This is a genomic window from Hafnia psychrotolerans (genome assembly GCF_014639435.1).
In the GTDB taxonomy this organism is placed as follows: domain Bacteria; phylum Pseudomonadota; class Gammaproteobacteria; order Enterobacterales; family Enterobacteriaceae; genus Ewingella; species Ewingella psychrotolerans.
The window spans coordinates 38,398-55,218 of the sequence record NZ_BMFZ01000012.1 but is presented as its reverse complement, the minus strand read 5'-3'; the positions used below and the strand labels follow the sequence as shown (position 1 = coordinate 55,218).

The 16,821-nt window shown below is 52.2% G+C and carries 16 protein-coding genes; 8 read left to right on the top strand and 8 right to left on the bottom strand.

The window, feature by feature from the left end:
* Nucleotides 1–34: 34 nt before the first annotated feature.
* Nucleotides 35–484, bottom strand: coding sequence for a GNAT family N-acetyltransferase (locus tag IEV89_RS18535; RefSeq protein WP_188475000.1), 450 nt, complete (start codon nucleotides 482–484; stop codon nucleotides 35–37).
* A gap of 227 nt (nucleotides 485–711) precedes the next feature.
* Here IEV89_RS18535 and IEV89_RS18530 point away from each other — a divergent pair, with 227 nt between their 5' ends.
* Nucleotides 712–1,761, top strand: a complete 1,050-nt coding sequence (locus IEV89_RS18530) for an ABC transporter substrate-binding protein (protein WP_373283418.1) — start codon at nucleotides 712–714, stop codon at nucleotides 1,759–1,761.
* A gap of 75 nt (nucleotides 1,762–1,836) precedes the next feature.
* Entirely contained in the window at nucleotides 1,837–2,577 is a 741-nt protein-coding gene (locus IEV89_RS18525; RefSeq protein ID WP_188474999.1) for a molybdate ABC transporter substrate-binding protein, read from the top strand.
* 34 nt (nucleotides 2,578–2,611) lie between these two features.
* Here the strand turns inward: IEV89_RS18525 and IEV89_RS18520 are convergent, their stop codons facing one another.
* Nucleotides 2,612–3,469 carry a PA4780 family RIO1-like protein kinase gene (locus IEV89_RS18520; RefSeq protein WP_188474998.1) on the bottom strand — a complete coding sequence of 286 codons (858 nt, stop codon included), beginning with the start codon at nucleotides 3,467–3,469 and terminating at the stop codon, nucleotides 2,612–2,614.
* Between the two features lie 587 nt (nucleotides 3,470–4,056).
* On the opposite strand from IEV89_RS18520, the gene IEV89_RS18515 reads away from it, so the two are divergent.
* From IEV89_RS18515 to IEV89_RS18505, 3 genes are all read left to right on the top strand, one after another.
* Nucleotides 4,057–5,172 (top strand): SDR family oxidoreductase, encoded by a 1,116-nt coding sequence (locus IEV89_RS18515; RefSeq protein ID WP_188474997.1) that lies wholly within the window; start codon nucleotides 4,057–4,059, stop codon nucleotides 5,170–5,172.
* Between the two features lie 380 nt (nucleotides 5,173–5,552).
* The gene (locus IEV89_RS18510) at nucleotides 5,553–5,933 is read left to right on the top strand and encodes a tautomerase family protein (protein ID WP_188474996.1); all 381 of its coding nucleotides are present in this window, start codon (nucleotides 5,553–5,555) and stop codon (nucleotides 5,931–5,933) included.
* A 13-nt stretch (nucleotides 5,934–5,946) separates the two neighbouring features.
* On the top strand, nucleotides 5,947–6,516 hold the full coding sequence (locus IEV89_RS18505) for a hypothetical protein (protein WP_229746529.1): 570 nt from the start codon (nucleotides 5,947–5,949) through the stop codon (nucleotides 6,514–6,516).
* A gap of 138 nt (nucleotides 6,517–6,654) precedes the next feature.
* Here IEV89_RS18505 and IEV89_RS18500 read toward each other — a convergent pair whose 3' ends face one another.
* Nucleotides 6,655–7,209 (bottom strand): single-stranded DNA-binding protein, encoded by a 555-nt coding sequence (locus tag IEV89_RS18500; RefSeq protein ID WP_188474995.1) that lies wholly within the window; start codon nucleotides 7,207–7,209, stop codon nucleotides 6,655–6,657.
* A gap of 325 nt (nucleotides 7,210–7,534) precedes the next feature.
* Here IEV89_RS18500 and uvrA point away from each other — a divergent pair, with 325 nt between their 5' ends.
* A complete protein-coding gene (uvrA, locus tag IEV89_RS18495; RefSeq protein ID WP_188474994.1) occupies nucleotides 7,535–10,390 on the top strand; it encodes an excinuclease ABC subunit UvrA in 2,856 nt (951 codons plus the stop codon).
* 79 nt (nucleotides 10,391–10,469) lie between these two features.
* Here the strand turns inward: uvrA and IEV89_RS18490 are convergent, their stop codons facing one another.
* Entirely contained in the window at nucleotides 10,470–11,579 is a 1,110-nt protein-coding gene (locus IEV89_RS18490; RefSeq protein WP_229746536.1) for an alpha/beta hydrolase-fold protein, read from the bottom strand.
* Between the two features lie 139 nt (nucleotides 11,580–11,718).
* Entirely contained in the window at nucleotides 11,719–12,618 is a 900-nt protein-coding gene (locus tag IEV89_RS18485) for a LysR family transcriptional regulator (RefSeq protein WP_188474992.1), read from the bottom strand.
* A gap of 100 nt (nucleotides 12,619–12,718) precedes the next feature.
* Here IEV89_RS18485 and IEV89_RS18480 point away from each other — a divergent pair, with 100 nt between their 5' ends.
* Complete coding sequence (locus tag IEV89_RS18480; protein ID WP_188474991.1) at nucleotides 12,719–13,339, top strand: glutathione S-transferase; 621 nt, start codon at nucleotides 12,719–12,721, stop codon at nucleotides 13,337–13,339.
* A gap of 23 nt (nucleotides 13,340–13,362) precedes the next feature.
* Complete coding sequence (locus IEV89_RS18475) at nucleotides 13,363–14,277, top strand: pyridoxamine 5'-phosphate oxidase family protein (protein WP_188474990.1); 915 nt, start codon at nucleotides 13,363–13,365, stop codon at nucleotides 14,275–14,277.
* 4 nt (nucleotides 14,278–14,281) lie between these two features.
* Here IEV89_RS18475 and IEV89_RS18470 read toward each other — a convergent pair whose 3' ends face one another.
* The 3 genes from IEV89_RS18470 to IEV89_RS18460 all read right to left on the bottom strand — a co-directional run bounded on the left by IEV89_RS18470 (nucleotide 14,282) and on the right by IEV89_RS18460 (nucleotide 16,740).
* Nucleotides 14,282–14,635, bottom strand: a complete 354-nt coding sequence (locus IEV89_RS18470) for an MmcQ/YjbR family DNA-binding protein (RefSeq protein WP_188474989.1) — start codon at nucleotides 14,633–14,635, stop codon at nucleotides 14,282–14,284.
* A gap of 122 nt (nucleotides 14,636–14,757) precedes the next feature.
* Nucleotides 14,758–15,951, bottom strand: coding sequence for an amino acid aminotransferase (locus IEV89_RS18465; protein ID WP_188474988.1), 1,194 nt, complete (start codon nucleotides 15,949–15,951; stop codon nucleotides 14,758–14,760).
* A 156-nt stretch (nucleotides 15,952–16,107) separates the two neighbouring features.
* Nucleotides 16,108–16,740 (bottom strand): YitT family protein, encoded by a 633-nt coding sequence (locus IEV89_RS18460; RefSeq protein ID WP_188474987.1) that lies wholly within the window; start codon nucleotides 16,738–16,740, stop codon nucleotides 16,108–16,110.
* Nucleotides 16,741–16,821 lie beyond the last annotated feature (81 nt).

Below are 16,821 nucleotides of genomic sequence, written 5' to 3'. Positions count from 1 at the left end.
ACCTAATCATGTCACTGAAATGACAAGGCAACATTCAAAACATTAAACGGTGGGTAACACTCTCATCCCCACTTACCGGTTCAAAACCAAGACGTTGGTAGAAGGCGTAAGCGGCTTGCGGCGCATGGGTATTCAGGTAATTGAAATAAAGGGATGCACCGTCGATCAGGTGCGCCATCAATAACTGCCCGATCCCCTGCCGACGCAAAGCATGGGTAACATACAAATGACGGATACGACCAGCACGCTGTTGATGACTGTAGGGATCAATATTACGCCCGCCGGTAGCAACCAACCGCCGTTGATGATGGTCATCCAGACAAAAAACGCCATTAAGCCTCTCTCCAGGCAAAGCGAAGCGATTCACCCCCGAATGCCAGTTGTCACGTAAGCGCACCAACATTCGCTGTCCCTCCAGCTTGCTCTCTTCCAGTAATGAGTCAAAGCTCGCAGTGAAAGGATCCAGTGGCGCGATTATTAACATAACGTTCTCCTCATTGATTTCTGAAAGCTTGCCAAAACAGTCCAAAAAGCTCTATATCGGTTGGATAATTATTTCTTAATCACCTGACTTTCAGCCGCTGGGCAGTGCGGATGCGACGTGTAGCACCTAAGTGATCTGCCGTTTAAAAAACAGTTTAATTCTAGTCACTTGATGCTGAAGTGTATCGTTATATAATCCTTTGCATAGCGAATCAGAGGATTTTTATCGTGCACATTTTCCCTTCCGTTTTTCTGCTCGGCATTACGCTGAGTTTTGCTCCCGTGTCGTCATGGGCTTCCCGGCAGGTCACTGACCAGCTTGGCCGCCAGGTCACCATTCCCGATAAAGTCGACCGCGTAGTGGTACTGCAACATCAGACCCTCAATCTGCTGGTACAGCTCGATGCCACGGACGACATCGTCGGCGTGCTGAACAACTGGAAAAAACAGCTCGGCGAGGGTTATGCTCGTCTGGCACCTTCGCTGGAAAATAAAGCGCAAGTCGGTGACCTGACCAGCGTCAATCTGGAAAGTCTGGTTGCGTTGCATCCGCAGGTGGTGTTCGTTACTCACTATGCGCCGCAGGAGATGATTGATCAGATAAGCCAGACGGGTATCGCCGTCATCGCCATCTCCCTACGTGAAGATGCTAAAGATCAGGCGGAAAAACTCAACCCGACACTGACTCATGAAGATAAAGCTTACGATGACGGACTAAAAAAGGGTATCAGACTGATTGGTGAAGTGGTAAACCGTCAAAAGCAGGCGCAGGCATTGATCAACTATACTTTTTCGCAACGCCAATGGGTGAGTCAGCGATTGAAAGACATTCCAGCGGATCAGCGCATCCGCGCATACATGGCCAATCCGGAACTGACCACCTATGGTTCAGGTAAATACACCGGTCTGATGATGGCGCACGCTGGCGCAATAAACGTGGCGGCAGCAACCGTAAAAGGCTTTAAAAAGGTGGCACTGGAGCAGGTGATCGCCTGGGATCCGCAGGTGATCTTTGTGCAGGACCGTTATCCGGACGTCGTGGATCGCATTAACCAGGATCCAAAGTGGCAGACGATCGACGCTGTAAAACATCACCGCGTTTATCTGATGCCGGAATACGCCAAAGCCTGGGGCTATCCAATGCCGGAAGCGCTGGCGATCGGCGAATTATGGATGGCGAAAAAGCTTTATCCGCAAAAGTTTACTGACATCAATATGCAAAAACAGGCCGATGATTACTATCAGCGCTTCTACCATACTCATTATATTGGTCAGTAGGAGATGATGCGTACAGGGTGTTTGCCTCACCCCTGACGCTACAAAGGTGAGGCGTCGTGGCGACCAGGAGTAATGATGACTAATTCGATAAAAGTACTGGCAGCAGGCAGTTTACGTCAAGCGTGGACACCGTTGTGTGAGGCTTTCCAGAAAGAAACAGGCTGCAAAATTTTAACCGAGTTCGGTCCCGCTGGGTTGCTGCGTGAACGTATCGAACAGGGTGAAAAAGTCGATCTGTTTGCTTCGGCTAACACGGCGCATCCGCTGGCACTGCAACAACAGGGTAAAGCCCTGTCCGTGGAAAAATTTTGCGGAAACAGCCTGTGTGTGACAGCGCGCAAAGGGCCGGAACTGGAGAAGTTGAACTGGCTGAGCGTTCTGCTCGACCCGCGTTTTCGGCTCGCAACATCAACCCCACGAAGTGATCCTTGCGGTGATTATACCTGGCAGATGTTCGAGTTGATTGAACGACGTCATCCTGATGCTGGAGCGACATTACGGAATAAAGCGTTGCGTTTGGTGGGCGGTAAAACATCGGCGAAGGTGCCGGAGGGTAAACCGGCGGCAGAATGGCTGATTTGTACCGGACAAGCCGACGTGTTTATCGGCTATACCAGTTATGCGACTCTGCTGCGGGAAAATGATGCGCTGGAAGTATTCAACATCCCGGCGGATTACAATCAGCGCGCCAATTATGCGCTGGCAACTTGCACTGATGACGCTAAGCCGCTGGCGGCATTTATTCTGTCAGAAGCAGGGCAGCATATTTTGCAGAACGCCGGTTTTTGTGGCCGCAATTCAGTCATGCGCGACTAGCCCTTTCGGACCACAACCGGCGTTTATCGCCACGTCAGTCGTTGAAGTCACGTTCCTTTAACGCACGCTGACGGTCATAGTACTCATCTTCTGCGGCGATGATCTCATCCAGCAGTGAACCCACGTCTGCTTTCGACGTGTCTTCAGCAAACTCGCCGGTCAGTACGCTTTCCGGCGTCAGTTTGCCATCTTCATACAGTGCCCAGATCTCTTTGGCAAAACGCGTTTCCAACAGTTCAGGCGCGAACTGACCGTAGTAACTGCGCATATTGTTCACGTCACGTTCGAACATCGATTCCGCATGGTTATTGGCGGAAGCATCGACAGCTTGCGGTAAATCGATGATCACCGGCCCATTAGCATCCATCAACACGTTGAACTCGGATAAGTCCCCATGCACGACGCCGGCACACAGCATACGCACAATATTGCGGATCATGGTGCCATGGTCGTCTATCGCCTCTTCCTTCGTCAGCATAACGTCGCTCAGACGCGGCGCTACCAGTCCCTCGGCATCGGTGATCAGTTCCATCAACAACACGCCATCAAGGCAAATATAAGGCTGTGGAACGCGCACACCGGCATTGGCCAGGCGAAAGAGTGCATCCACTTCAGCGGTTTGCCAGGTCTCTTCCTGCTGCTTCTTACCGAACTTCGAGCCCTTTTGCATTGCACGCGCGTTGCGAGTGTTGCGGACCTTACGCCCTTCCTGGTACTGCACCGCCTGTTTGAAACTGCGCTGGCTGGCTTCTTTGTAAACCTTGGCGCAACGGATCTCTCCACCGCATAACACGGTGTAAACGTCGGCCTCTTTGCCGCTTTTTAGTCGACGGACCACATCGTCTATCAGGCCGTCATCCACCAGAGGTTGGATTCTATTTGGGATTTTCATGCAGCCTTGTACCTTATTTACGCGCGCGAGGGAATCACCAGCTCAATATTCCCTTCAGGAACTTCGATGAAGACTCCTGATCTCATCCATTTATCGGCATCCGCTACGCTTACTGTAACACTCCGTGCGCTCTCATTTTTTGTGCGCACCTGTTTTACCCATCAGTTTATCTTAATGCAGAAGCAGTGCCTACTTCCTGCACAAAGCGGCGTGATTATGCCACACCCAAAACAGATCTCTGAGACTCAGCCTAACAAAAAACCACCGCAAGCAGACAAAGAGGATTTGACCGCTGTACTTCACTCACGCAGATAAAGCGCACATAAGCACCATAAAATTATTCCTAAGCCTGCTAATTTAAGCAGCGTCTACACCTGACGCCATTTTTATATAATTAATAAATACTCATTATTACCAGGTGTAAAAATGTGGTACTTATTATATTTATTCCTCCATATTTTCATCACTTTCGACATTTGTCACTCAATCTCGTTTAACCTCTGTTTATTTATCATCTGATTTGGTATACATGCGGTTTATAATTACAGTGATACTGTCCCGGGACTTTCTCGTTACAGGTAATCGTCATGCCAAATATTTTAATTACCGGCGCATCCGGTTTTGTCGGCGGCGCTGTGGTTGAACATATTCTTCGCCAACCTTTAGTAGACAATGTTCAATTACTCTTATTAGTCAGGGCAGACGATAAAGCGGCAGGTTTTAGCCGAATCATTAATAACCTGAAGAAATTTGAATTAAGTGAACAGCAGCTTGCCTTGATCACCGAAGATTCTATTTTAATTGGCGATCTTGCTGAACCAGAAAATTTCATTAATGACACGCGCCTGGATAATATTACACAGGTTATCAACTGCGCTGCCATCGCGTCATTTGGCAACAATCCCGTGCTGTGGAAAGTTAACGTTGATGGCACACTGATCTTTGCGAAACGAATGGCACGGGTAAAAGGCCTACAACGTTTTGTGCACGTCGGTACGGCTATGGCCTCAATGCCTGATAAAGGCAGCGTGTTCTATGAAGATATGCCCGATAATGACCACAATGAAGATCTGGTGCAGTACACTGCATCCAAACGCGCGATAGAAAAGCTGATTCGTCAGGAATGTCCGCTGATGCCATTTGTGGTTGCACGACCTTCTATCATCGTCGGTCATACACAATTCGGTTGCCGCCCATCCAGCAGTATTTTCTGGGTATTCCTAATGGCAATCAAACTGAAGAAATTCACCTGCACTTTCGATGCGAATATCGATGTTATTCCTGTGGATTATTGTGCAATGGTATTAGTGAACTTATGCCTAAACCAGGATATTCAGCATGACTTCTATCATATTTCTTCCGGTGAAGAGATGTGTACGCCATTCCATGAAATAGATACCTTTGTTGCTAAAGCCAGTAATACTAAAACAATTATTGACGAGTACAAGCAAACCTCCTATCAAGACTTCACCGGCATCAGAAAACAGTTCAAAAATATTCTGGGGCCATGTAATGATAAGATTATCTTACGTGCTATTAAATTGTATGGTGGGTTTGCCGAATTAGATGTCAAATTTGATAATCAGCGCTTAATGGATATGGGCATACCTAAACCTGCTCCATTCAGAAGTTATATTGATAAATGCGTCACGACAACACGTGGCCAGTCTATTTCAGAATTGATGATGGTAGATTTCAAATAAGCACGTTACCGTGAGAGATTGATGCCACGCAGCGAGACGGCGCAGAATTCATCATTCTGCGCCATTTTTTTGCGACCAGATAGCGACACATAACTTCGGAGCTCCCTGCAATAAAAATCACCGCAGGGCAATACCCACACCCTCGCAATAGGTTGCGTACCTTGCGGTGATCCTGCTGGATAATCGGGTCATGTTCGCCAGAAAAGCCGGGCTGAGCATGTTTCATCAAACCGAAACCATGCTGAATTGAGTCAGAATGCGAGAGCGGGGAAAATTCAGCTAGACTTTACTCCGTGAACTGTTCATACCTGACAGGCAACGCGCCGCAACGAAGACGCGCACTCTTTCGCATTCATTAAGTACTCTTTTAAGGACGTACCATGCCATTAGTTCGTGTTGATATGATTGAAGGCAAACCCGGCACCTTCCGCAAAGCTATCGGTGACGTGATTTATAACGCATTGATAAGCCACCTTAAGGCGCCGGAAAATGACCGTTTTATTATTTTTGCTGAGCACACGCCTGAAGAGATGATGATCTCGCCCGACTACCTCGGGATTGAGCGTACTCAGAACTGCATTGTGATACAGGTGACGCTGAACAGCGGCCGCACGCAAGAGATGAAGAAAGCCTTTTATCACTCGGTTGCCTATGGCCTTCACGAGCACACCGGCATGCGTCTCGAAGATGTTTTCATCAGTCTGGTCGAAGTGCCGAAAGAGAACTGGTCCTTCGGCAACGGTGAAGCACAGTACGCCTGAGGATAAAGCCTGAATGAGCATTGCGCGAGGATTGCCTAATCGAGATGAACCGGAGTACGTTGAACGATCGCTGACACATCCCGAGGCAAAGATACTGATGACCCTATCAACGGTTTTATTACATATTGGCAGCGAAGAGACCAAGGTGACGGTGCGCAAAGAAAACGGTGACGTGATAGAGCGGCTATTAACGCTGGGTTCCCAACTGACCTCGCTGGGCTATTTCCATCACACGCCGCCGACACCGGATGAAATGGAAACGGCCATTATGGTGGTCGAGGATGAGATCATGCGCATCCGTCATGACATTCCCTCAGCCGCCAGACTGGTGAGCAACGACAATGATATTCGCGCCATCGCCCGTTTGGCTGGCGTGGCAGAAAACGAAGCGATGCCGCTGTCAGTCGATGCCGTCGAACGCACATTCGATCGTCTGGCGCTGGTGATCAGCGGTCGCCCTGCGAGCTTCGAAGGCATCCCCAACGGTAACGACTTCGCCGCGACATTGTTGATTTTGCGTGAGTTTATGCATCATTTGCAGTTTGCACAAATTGTAGTGAAAGGGACAAAGTTTGTGATCTAAAATTCCGGGCTGAGGCTTTACAAGAGGTCAACCTGGCGCAATAAGTCAGTCTGGTAGGGCGTCGCGACACACCAGAAACACAAAAAGCCCCGCGAGGGGCTTTTTGTGTTTCTGACATTGATGCTCAGAGGGAAGCAATCAGAACGGGATATCGTCGTCGAAATCCATCGGAGGTTCGTTGCTCTGTGCTGGCGCGTTGTTTTGCGCAGCTGGACGAGCCTGCTGGCCACCGCTGAACTGATTACCACCTTGTGGCTGCTGAGGCTGACCCCAACCGCCTTGCTGACTGCCTGACTGGCCACCCGCTGCTGGCTGACCGCCACCCGCAGGTGCGCCACCACCGGCACGTCCACCCAACATCTGCATGGTGCCGCCAATGTTAACGACAACTTCGGTTGTGTATTTTTCAACGCCAGCCTGATCGGTCCATTTACGGGTTTGCAGCGCACCTTCAATGTAAACCTGTGAACCTTTCTTCAGGTATTCGCCTGCGACTTCGGCTAATTTGCCAAACAGCACAACGCGGTGCCATTCAGTCTTTTCTTTCTGCTCGCCGGTGGCTTTGTCACGCCAGCTTTCGGAGGTTGCCAGCGTGATGTTGGCAACGGCACCGCCGTTAGGCATGTAACGAACTTCCGGGTCTTGACCCAGGTTACCGATGAGAATGACTTTGTTTACGCCTCTGCTGGCCATGTGGATTCTCCTGATGAGGTATGTCGTGGTTGAAACCACAATTTGGGGTGTGAGGGATTCACTTCGCGTCATTATAACCACAAAACGTTGCCTTCGTACCACGGATGTAAAAGGTTGAAGCATTCTTTCCAGTTTATTCCGCAAACCATCCAGGGTTACATCGAGTACTGGATATACATTCAGGTTCCAGGGTGGCATAGACTGTGATTTGTGTCATAATTGCGCGTTACGTTCTTCTCTGTGCCCGATTCGTTGGCCGAAGTAATGCCAGATTTACCGACGGTCATCGGCACGGTGAGCTATCACGTCAATCCGGGAATAATGAATGGATAAGATCGAAGTTCGGGGCGCACGCACCCATAATCTCAAGAATATCAACCTGATTATCCCGCGCGACAAACTGATTGTTGTCACCGGCTTATCGGGTTCAGGCAAATCTTCACTGGCGTTTGACACGCTCTATGCAGAAGGCCAGCGCCGCTACGTAGAGTCGCTGTCTGCTTATGCCCGCCAATTTTTATCTTTAATGGAAAAACCGGACGTCGATCATATCGAGGGCCTCTCTCCGGCAATTTCTATTGAGCAAAAGTCGACGTCGCACAACCCGCGTTCGACCGTCGGTACCATCACCGAAATCCACGACTATCTGCGCCTGTTGTTTGCCCGCGTGGGCGAACCGCGCTGCGCGGAGCACGGTGTGCCGCTGTCAGCCCAGACCGTCAGCCAGATGGTGGATAACGTGCTGGCACAGCCAGAAGGCGCACGCCTGATGCTGCTGGCGACAATTATCAAAGATCGCAAAGGCGAGCACACTAAAACGCTGGAAAACCTGGCGTCACAAGGTTACATCCGTGCACGTATCGACGGCGAGGTCTGCGATTTGTCCGATCCGCCGAAACTGGAGTTACAGAAGAAACATACCATCGAAGTCGTGGTTGATCGCTTTAAAGTCCGCGATGACATCGCGCAGCGTCTGGCCGAGTCCTTTGAAACTGCACTTGAGCTCTCCGGCGGTACGGCCGTGGTTGCCGACATGGATGACCCAAAAGCGGAAGCGATGCTGTTCTCTGCCAACTTCGCCTGCCCGATTTGCGGCTATAGCATGAGTGAACTGGAACCCCGGATGTTCTCGTTCAACAACCCGGCCGGTGCCTGCCCTACCTGCGACGGTCTGGGTGTGCAGCAATTCTTCGATCCGGAACGCGTGGTACAAAACCCTGAACTGTCGCTGGCAGGTGGCGCCATACGCGGCTGGGATCGCCGTAATTTCTACTATTTCCAGATGCTGCGTTCGTTAGGCGAGCACTACAAATTTGACGTGGAAGCGCCCTATAACGATCTGAGCAGCGACGTGAGACACGCTATTCTGCAAGGTTCCGGCAAAGACACTATCGAGTTTAAATACATCAATGACCGTGGTGATACCTCGATTCGCCGTCACCCGTTCGAAGGTGTTCTACATAATATGGAGCGGCGTTATAAAGAGACGGAATCCAGCGCGGTGCGTGAAGAACTGTCGAAATATATCAGCAACCGCTCCTGCTCGTCTTGTAAAGGCACCCGCCTGCGCGAAGAAGCACGCAACGTATTTGTTGAAGAGACCACGCTGCCAGAAATTTCCGATTTCAGCATCGGTCACGCATTGGATTTCTTCCGCAATATGAAGCTCAGTGGCCAACGGGCACAGATCGCCGAGAAGGTGATGAAAGAGATTGGCGATCGCCTGAAGTTCCTGGTGAACGTCGGCCTGAATTATCTGTCGCTGTCCCGTTCGGCGGAAACGCTCTCCGGCGGTGAAGCACAGCGTATTCGTCTGGCGAGCCAGATTGGCGCCGGTCTGGTGGGCGTCATGTACGTGCTGGATGAGCCGTCTATTGGCCTGCATCAGCGCGATAACGAACGTTTGCTCGAGACGCTGGTCCACCTGCGCGACCTCGGTAACACCGTGATCGTGGTTGAGCACGACGAAGATGCCATCCGCGCCGCCGATCACGTGATTGATATCGGTCCCGGTGCTGGTGTACACGGCGGTCATGTCGTCGCCGAAGGGACCGTTGATCAGATCATGGCGGTGCCAGAGTCGCTCACGGGTCAGTTCCTCAGTGGCAAACGCGAAATCGCCCTGCCGGAACACCGCGTACCGGCTGACCCAACCAAAGTGCTGAAGCTTTCCGGGGCCAGAGGCAATAACCTGAAAGATGTCACACTGACGCTGCCGGTCGGCCTGTTTACCTGCATTACCGGCGTGTCCGGCTCGGGTAAATCGACGCTCATTAACGACACACTGTTCCCGCTGGCACAATGCGAACTCAACGGCGCGACGCTGGCCGAAGCGGCGCCTTACCGGGAAATTGACGGTCTGGCACACTTCGATAAAGTCATCGATATCGATCAGAGCCCAATTGGCCGTACACCGCGTTCCAATCCGGCGACCTACACCGGTATTTTTACGCCGGTACGCGAACTGTTTGCCGGTGTGCCGGAATCTCGTGCGCGTGGCTACAACCCAGGGCGTTTCAGCTTTAACGTCAAGGGCGGGCGCTGTGAGGCCTGTCAGGGCGATGGCGTGATCAAAGTCGAGATGCACTTCCTACCGGATATTTATGTGCCGTGCGATCAGTGCCGTGGCAAACGCTATAACCGCGAAACGCTGGAGATTAAATATAAAGGCAAGAGCATCCACGAAGTGCTGGAAATGACCATTGAAGAGGCCCGCGATTTCTTCGATGCCGTTCCTGCCCTGGCGCGTAAGCTGCAAACCCTGATGGACGTCGGTCTGACATACATCTGTCTGGGCCAGTCAGCGACCACGCTCTCCGGTGGTGAAGCTCAGCGCGTAAAACTGGCGCGAGAGCTGTCTAAACGCGGCACCGGCCAGACACTGTATATTCTCGATGAACCGACTACCGGCCTGCACTTTGCCGATATCCAGCAACTGCTGGCGGTTTTGCATCAGCTTCGCGATCAGGGTAATACCATCGTGGTGATTGAACACAATCTGGACGTGATTAAAACTGCGGACTGGATTGTCGATCTCGGGCCAGAGGGCGGCAGTGGCGGCGGCGAGATTTTGGTCGCCGGTACGCCAGAGACCGTCGCCGAGTGTAAAGAGTCACACACCGCGCGCTTCCTGAAACCTTTGCTTGAGCACCATAAGCAGAAGGCGAAGAAGTCGGCTTAACCGCCATGAAAAAGGCCTTCCCACCGGGGAAGGCCTTGGATTGCTGAAGTCACGCCACTTCCGCGGCATGACTTACCCATTATTTAAAAATCTTCTGCACAAACTCAGCATACGCCGGACGCCAGACATCCATCTCATGACCCAGATTCGGGTATTCGTGGTAATCGAACTTAATTTTATGCTGCTCAAGTTCTGACTTCAGCCCGGCGATATCGTTACCCGTTACCACATCTTTATCCCCCACTACTACAGTGAAGTTTTTCAGCTGCGCATTGATTTTCTGTGGCTCAGCGAAGCGTTTTTCTACCTGTTCATTCGGCACGGTCGTGGTACTGACGCCACTGAAAGTCGCCAGCCAACCGAATTTATCCAGGTGTGTCATGCCGCTGACCAATGTCTGATATCCGCCCTGTGAAAGACCGGCCAGCGCACGTCCGTCTGCATCGTCACGCACGCGGAAATTTTTCGCCACCAACGGGATAATATCCTGCATCAGCTCGCGATCAGCCGCCGCTGCGTTAGCAGGATAGAATGTCTGTCGGCGCTCTTTTGGCACAAACGCTTCCGGCACGATGTCTTTGGCATCCGTTTCCGTATCCGGGATCACCACCAGCATCGGCGTGATTTTTTTCTCCGCCAGCAGGTTATCCATGATTTGTGGAATTCGACCTTGGTCGATCGCAGAACGGCCGGTATCACCAAAGCCATGATAGAAATAGAGCACCGGTAGCGGCTTCGACACATCGCTGTAGCCCGGCGGCGTCCAGACGTAAATCTGCCGTTCGGCATTCAGCGCCTTGCTGTGATAGGTAATGGCACGCACTTCGCCGTGCGGCACGGCTTTCACATCCAGTATGCTGCCCGGCACCAGAATCAGGCTGGTATTCACCTGTCGCTGCGGCTTCGCCATGGCGCTACCGGTGTCGATTGAGCGGAAGCCATCAACGTTGAAAAAGTATTCGTACAGATTAGGTTTCATCACGGACGAGGTGAAGGTCCAGACGCCCTGAGGATCTTTGGTCATCGGATGGGAAACATAGCTTGGTGCTGTTGCACCCGTGACCACGTCGACCTGCCTGGCTGACGGTGCAAACAGCCGGAAAGTAATGGTTTTGTCAGGGTTCACCACAGTCAGATATTGATTGGCTACCTGCGCCTGATCTTGTTGCACCGGAAGCGTCTGCGCCATAACGGTGGCCAGCAACGGAAGGGGAACAGATAAAGACAGAATCAACAACGTAGCGCGATTAAGCACAGAACAATTCATTTCTTTTTCCTCAGTCAGACGGGTTGCACATCAACCCAGATGTCTGTCTGATAATGACGGATTATGCACGGTGGGTCTGCGACAGCTGACTCAATCTTTCCCACGCAAAGTCCCAGAAGGTTCTGACTTTTCTTGGGATTCGCTGAATATTCTGCACCACCAGTTGAACCGGCATCGGTGACGGCTCGGCCTCGGGCAGCAGTCTGACCAAGGTTCCGGCGGCCAGATCGTCAGCAACCTGATAACTCAGCAGCCGCGCTATACCATAACCCGCACGCACCGCTAGCAGTTGCGATTCGACATCATTGAGCAACAGGCGTGGCGACAACTTCACCCGCAGGCCATCCTCATTGGGGCCGAAGCGCCACTCATTACGTGGTGATCTCAGGGTACCAACAATGGTTTGATGTTGTGCCAACTCCGCTGGTTGTAAGGGGTTGCCATACTGTTGCAGATAGGCCGGGCTAGCGACCAGCATACGGGTGACCTGGCCCACTCTGCGCGCCACTTTGCCGGAGTCCTCCAGATGACCGATGCGCACCGCGAGGTCCAGCCCTTCGTCGATCAACTCCAAATTACGGTCATTAAGCACCATATCAATCTGTATATCGGGATGCAACCGCAGGAACTCCATCACCAGCGGCGCGACATGTTTACGGCCAAACTGCACGGGTGCGGTAATGCGTAGCAGGCCGCTAAGTTGGGTTTCAGTGGTGTCGAACAGCGCCTCTTGGTAATGGCAGAGCAGCACCTGTGCGTGCTCTGCCAGCCGTACGCCCGCTTCCGTTGGAGCCAGCCGTCGCGTGGTGCGTTCAACCAGCCGCGCACCAAAGCGCTGTTCGAGTGAGGCAATAGCGCGGGTAATCGCCGGGGCAGAACGCCGGGTTCTCCGCGCGGCTTCCGCCAGGCTACCGTATTGCAGGACGGCGACGAAAATCTCTAACTCATCCAAACGATCCATAAATTCTTCCACAAAACGAAATAGTCACTTTCAATCTTTACGGATTCGCTTCGTTTGTTGCAAGAGTAATCTGGGTGCAAATCGATAGAGGAGAAGACACATGCACCCTATTCAGCTTTATGGCACTCCGCTTTCCGGACACTGCCACCGCGTCGTTCTGTTACTCAACATGCTGAACTTGCCGTTTGAAGCCAAAGAGGCCCCGGCCAGCGTACGCCTCACCACCGAATTTCAACAATTCAGTCCAATGGGGCAAATCCCGGTACTGATTGATGATGGTCTGGTGCTGACCGACAGCAACGCTATTCTGGTGTATCTGGTGAAGCGCTATGCGCCGGACAGTCACTGGCTACCGGAGGATGCAGTACAGGCGGCGCAGGTGCAGCTATGGCTGTCGAAAGCCGCCGGAGAAATCCGCTACGGCGTGGCGGCTGCCCGCATGGTGGCACAGTTCAACGCGCCAGAAGACTACGATGCTTCCGTCGCGATCGCCGGCTTGTTCTTTCCGCATCTCGAACAGCATCTGAGTCAGCATGACTTTCTGGCAACCGGTCAGGTGACCATCGCCGATCTGGCTTGCTTCAGCTATGTTCGCGCAGCGCCAGAAGGTGGCCTCTCCCTGGAGCCCTATCCCGCCATCCGCCGCTGGCTGGCACGTATCGCAGCTCTGCCTGGCTATCAGCCTCAGCCCGAACTTCCGCTGCCGACCATCGCGCAATAGTTATCGGTATAAAAGGAGGCCGCATGAAAGACAGGGTATTTCATCCTGGTGAGCGACGGGCTCAGGCACTGGCACAGTTGGATATCGTCAGCGCCCCGATTCGCTCAGCCATGCCGGAGCAGCACCGCGATTTTTTTGCCGGTTTACCCTATGTGCTGGCCTCTACCCTCGATGAAAATGGTTGGCCGCTGGCGACGCTGCTCACCGGACAGCCGGGTTTTATCCGTTCGCCAGATGCCACCCATTTACGCATTAACGCCCCGCGCAGGCAGGATGATCCAGCTCTGGCGGCAATGCATTCCGGCAAAGAGATCGGTCTTTTGGGGATCGACTTTTCCAACCGGCGACGCAACCGCGTTAACGGCAGGATCGGCCGGATGGATAAAAACCGGATCGAGATCGTCGTCGATCAGAGTTTTGGTAACTGCCCGAAGTATATTCAGATTCGCGAACTGGTGGAGAGCACAAGGCAAAATCCGCTGCCGCTCAGAGAAGATCTGGTCACGCTGGACGATGACGCGCGCAGACTGATCGCCGGTGCCGACACTTTTTTTGTTGCCACCCACGCCCACGGCGATAAACCACAGGGCGGTGCTGATGTCTCACACCGTGGAGGAAAGCCGGGGTTTGTAAAAATTGAAGGCAACCGATTATGGATACCGGATTTCAGTGGAAATAACTACATGAACACGCTGGGAAATTTACTGGCTCAGCCGCGTGCCGCACTGCTGTTTCCTGATTTCGATAATAGCGATATTTTGCATCTGCAAGGCACCACTGAGATCCTCTGGCAACCTGGCGCACTGAACGGCCCCGACGGCGCACAACGCTATTGGTGTATGGATATCGCTCGCACGTGGCGCTTTCGTGGGGCATTGCCCTGGCGTGGTCTTCACGTGCAATATTCTCCCACGACGATGGCCACGGGAAGCTGGTGACCCGTTAAATGCCCAGCCCGTGGCGCACTGCCTCCGGCAGTGATGACACTACCATCTGATACGAACCATCGATCAAATAATAGAACTGCGAGTCCGGCAGTTCGCCATCAAGATAGATAGTATTCCAGTGGGTTTTGTTCAGGTGATCGCCGGGAATAATACAGCTGTGCTTAGCACGCAGATCGTCGGCAAGCTCAGCGCTGGTTTTGAGCGAAATCGCTTCCCGCCCATTGCATTGGCACAGCATGGCAAACATCACATCCGCCACTTTGATCTGATTGGCACCACGCTGGTTATTTTGCGTTTCCTCCGCGCCGGGCTTGGCCAGGCAATAATCAAGCAGTTCCGTACTGGTCATATTTCATTTTCTCCATTGAGGTGAGCAAAAAACAGACGTTTAATGTCTCAGCGTAGTTCAAAAAAGGCCAACATTGCTGTCAGCCCTTATTGGCATGATGAAGAGTAAATCAGACGAGAATATTACTGCACGGCGGCGAACGCATCGGCGACCTGTTTCACGTTGTGGTAATTCAGACCCGCCATGCAGACGCGGCCACTGGCAATCAGGTACACACCGAACTCTTCACGCAGACGATCGACCTGCGCCACGCTGAAACCGGTGTAGCTGAACATGCCACGCTGTTGCAGCAGGTAATCAAAATTGCGCCCAGGTAACGCGACTTTCAGGCTGTTAACCAGCGTCTGACGCATTTCCAGAATACGGATGCGCATGCTTTCTACTTCATCCAGCCATTGCGCTTTCAGATGGGCATCGCCCAGCACTTTTGCCACCACTTGCGCACCGAAATTCGGCGGGCTGGAGTAATTACGGCGCACGGTGGCTTTTAGCTGGCCCAACACACGGCCTGCGGCTTCGCTGTTTTCACAGACCACAGATAGCCCGCCCACGCGCTCACCATACAGTGAGAAAATTTTCGAGAAGGAGTTGCTAACAAAGCAAGTCACACCCGCAGCTGCCATGGCGCGAATAGCATAGGCGTCTTCGTCAATACCGGCGCCAAACCCCTGATACGCGATGTCGAGGAACGGAATTAAATCGCGTTGTTTGGCCACTTCAATCACTTGGTCCCACTGGGCTGGCGTCAGATCCGAGCCGGTCGGATTGTGGCAACACGGGTGCAGCAGCACGATGCTTTGCGCGGCAAGGCTTTTCAGGCTGTCTAACATTCCGGCAAAATTCACGCCCAGACTTTCGGGATCAAAATAGGGGTAGGTATGAACCTTGAAACCGGCGCCGCCAAAAATAGCCACATGATTTTCCCAGGTGGGATCGCTGACCCACACCTCAGAATTCGGGAAATAAAACTTGAGGAAATCAGCACCCACCTTCAGTGCGCCCGAACCGCCGACAGTCTGAATGGTCGCAATACGGTTTTGTTGCAGAGCCGGATGTTCCGCGCCGAATAACAACGTCTGAATAGCGCTGCGGTAGGCGGGCAGGCCATCCATCGGCAGGTAAACCGAGGCGGTTTGCGGCAGCGCGTTCATCTGATTTTCAGCCACTTCCACGGAGCTAAGTTGGGGAATAATACCTTGCTCGTCGTAATACAGACCGATGCTCAGATTAACCTTCTTGTCTCTTGGGTCATTTTTGAAACTGTCCATCAGCGACAGGATCGGGTCACCTGCGTAGGCATCGACATGTTGGAACACGGTATAAACCTCCTGGTTTGATTTCTGCAATACCGCGCATAGGCTGGCGCGGCTGTTGTTCGGCGGGTGATCAACATTACTTCACAGACTATCAAAGTTCGTTAAAAAAGATGACAACAATGTTGTGATTTCTCACGCAACCGAACGACATGAATATCAGACACTGTAACGCCCCGGACGATGGTTCATCGCGATAATCAGATTCACAATCACCGCGCCGAGAATCGAGGCGATCAGCATTTCGTAACTGACCACAAACAGCGATGCCAGCACAATGCAACAGTCCACGCCCATTTGCAGTTTGCCGGCGCGGATGCCGTACTTATCTTGCAGAAATAGCGCCAGAATATTCATACCCCCGAGGCTGGCTTTATGGCGAAACAGCACGATGAAGCCGATCCCCATAATGACGTTGCCGAACAGAGTGGCGTAAAACGGTTGCAGATGATCGAAGTGAATAAACAGCGGATGCAGATCGGAAAATATCGACACCAGCGCCACCGAGCTGAAAGTTTTTAGCGTGAACGGCCAACCCATGCGGCGAATAGAAAGATAGTAGAACGGTAAATTGATGATAAAAAAGGCCGTACCGAAAGACACTTGAGCCATGTAATGCACCAGAAACGCTATGCCTGCCGTACCGCCGGTCAGCGCCCCGACCTGACGCAGCATCACGACGCCAAAAGACACCATCAGCGTGCCAATGACAATCGCCAGCATGTCTTCAATCAACGTATGCGCGGTTCGTGGTGGTTCCACCGGTTTTTCAAAACTGTCGCAACTTGCCATAAATTCCAATTTCCCTGAAGAATGCACACCAAAAATCTTTTAGTGATAATTCATGAGATAGGAATACAAGGCAATATTCAC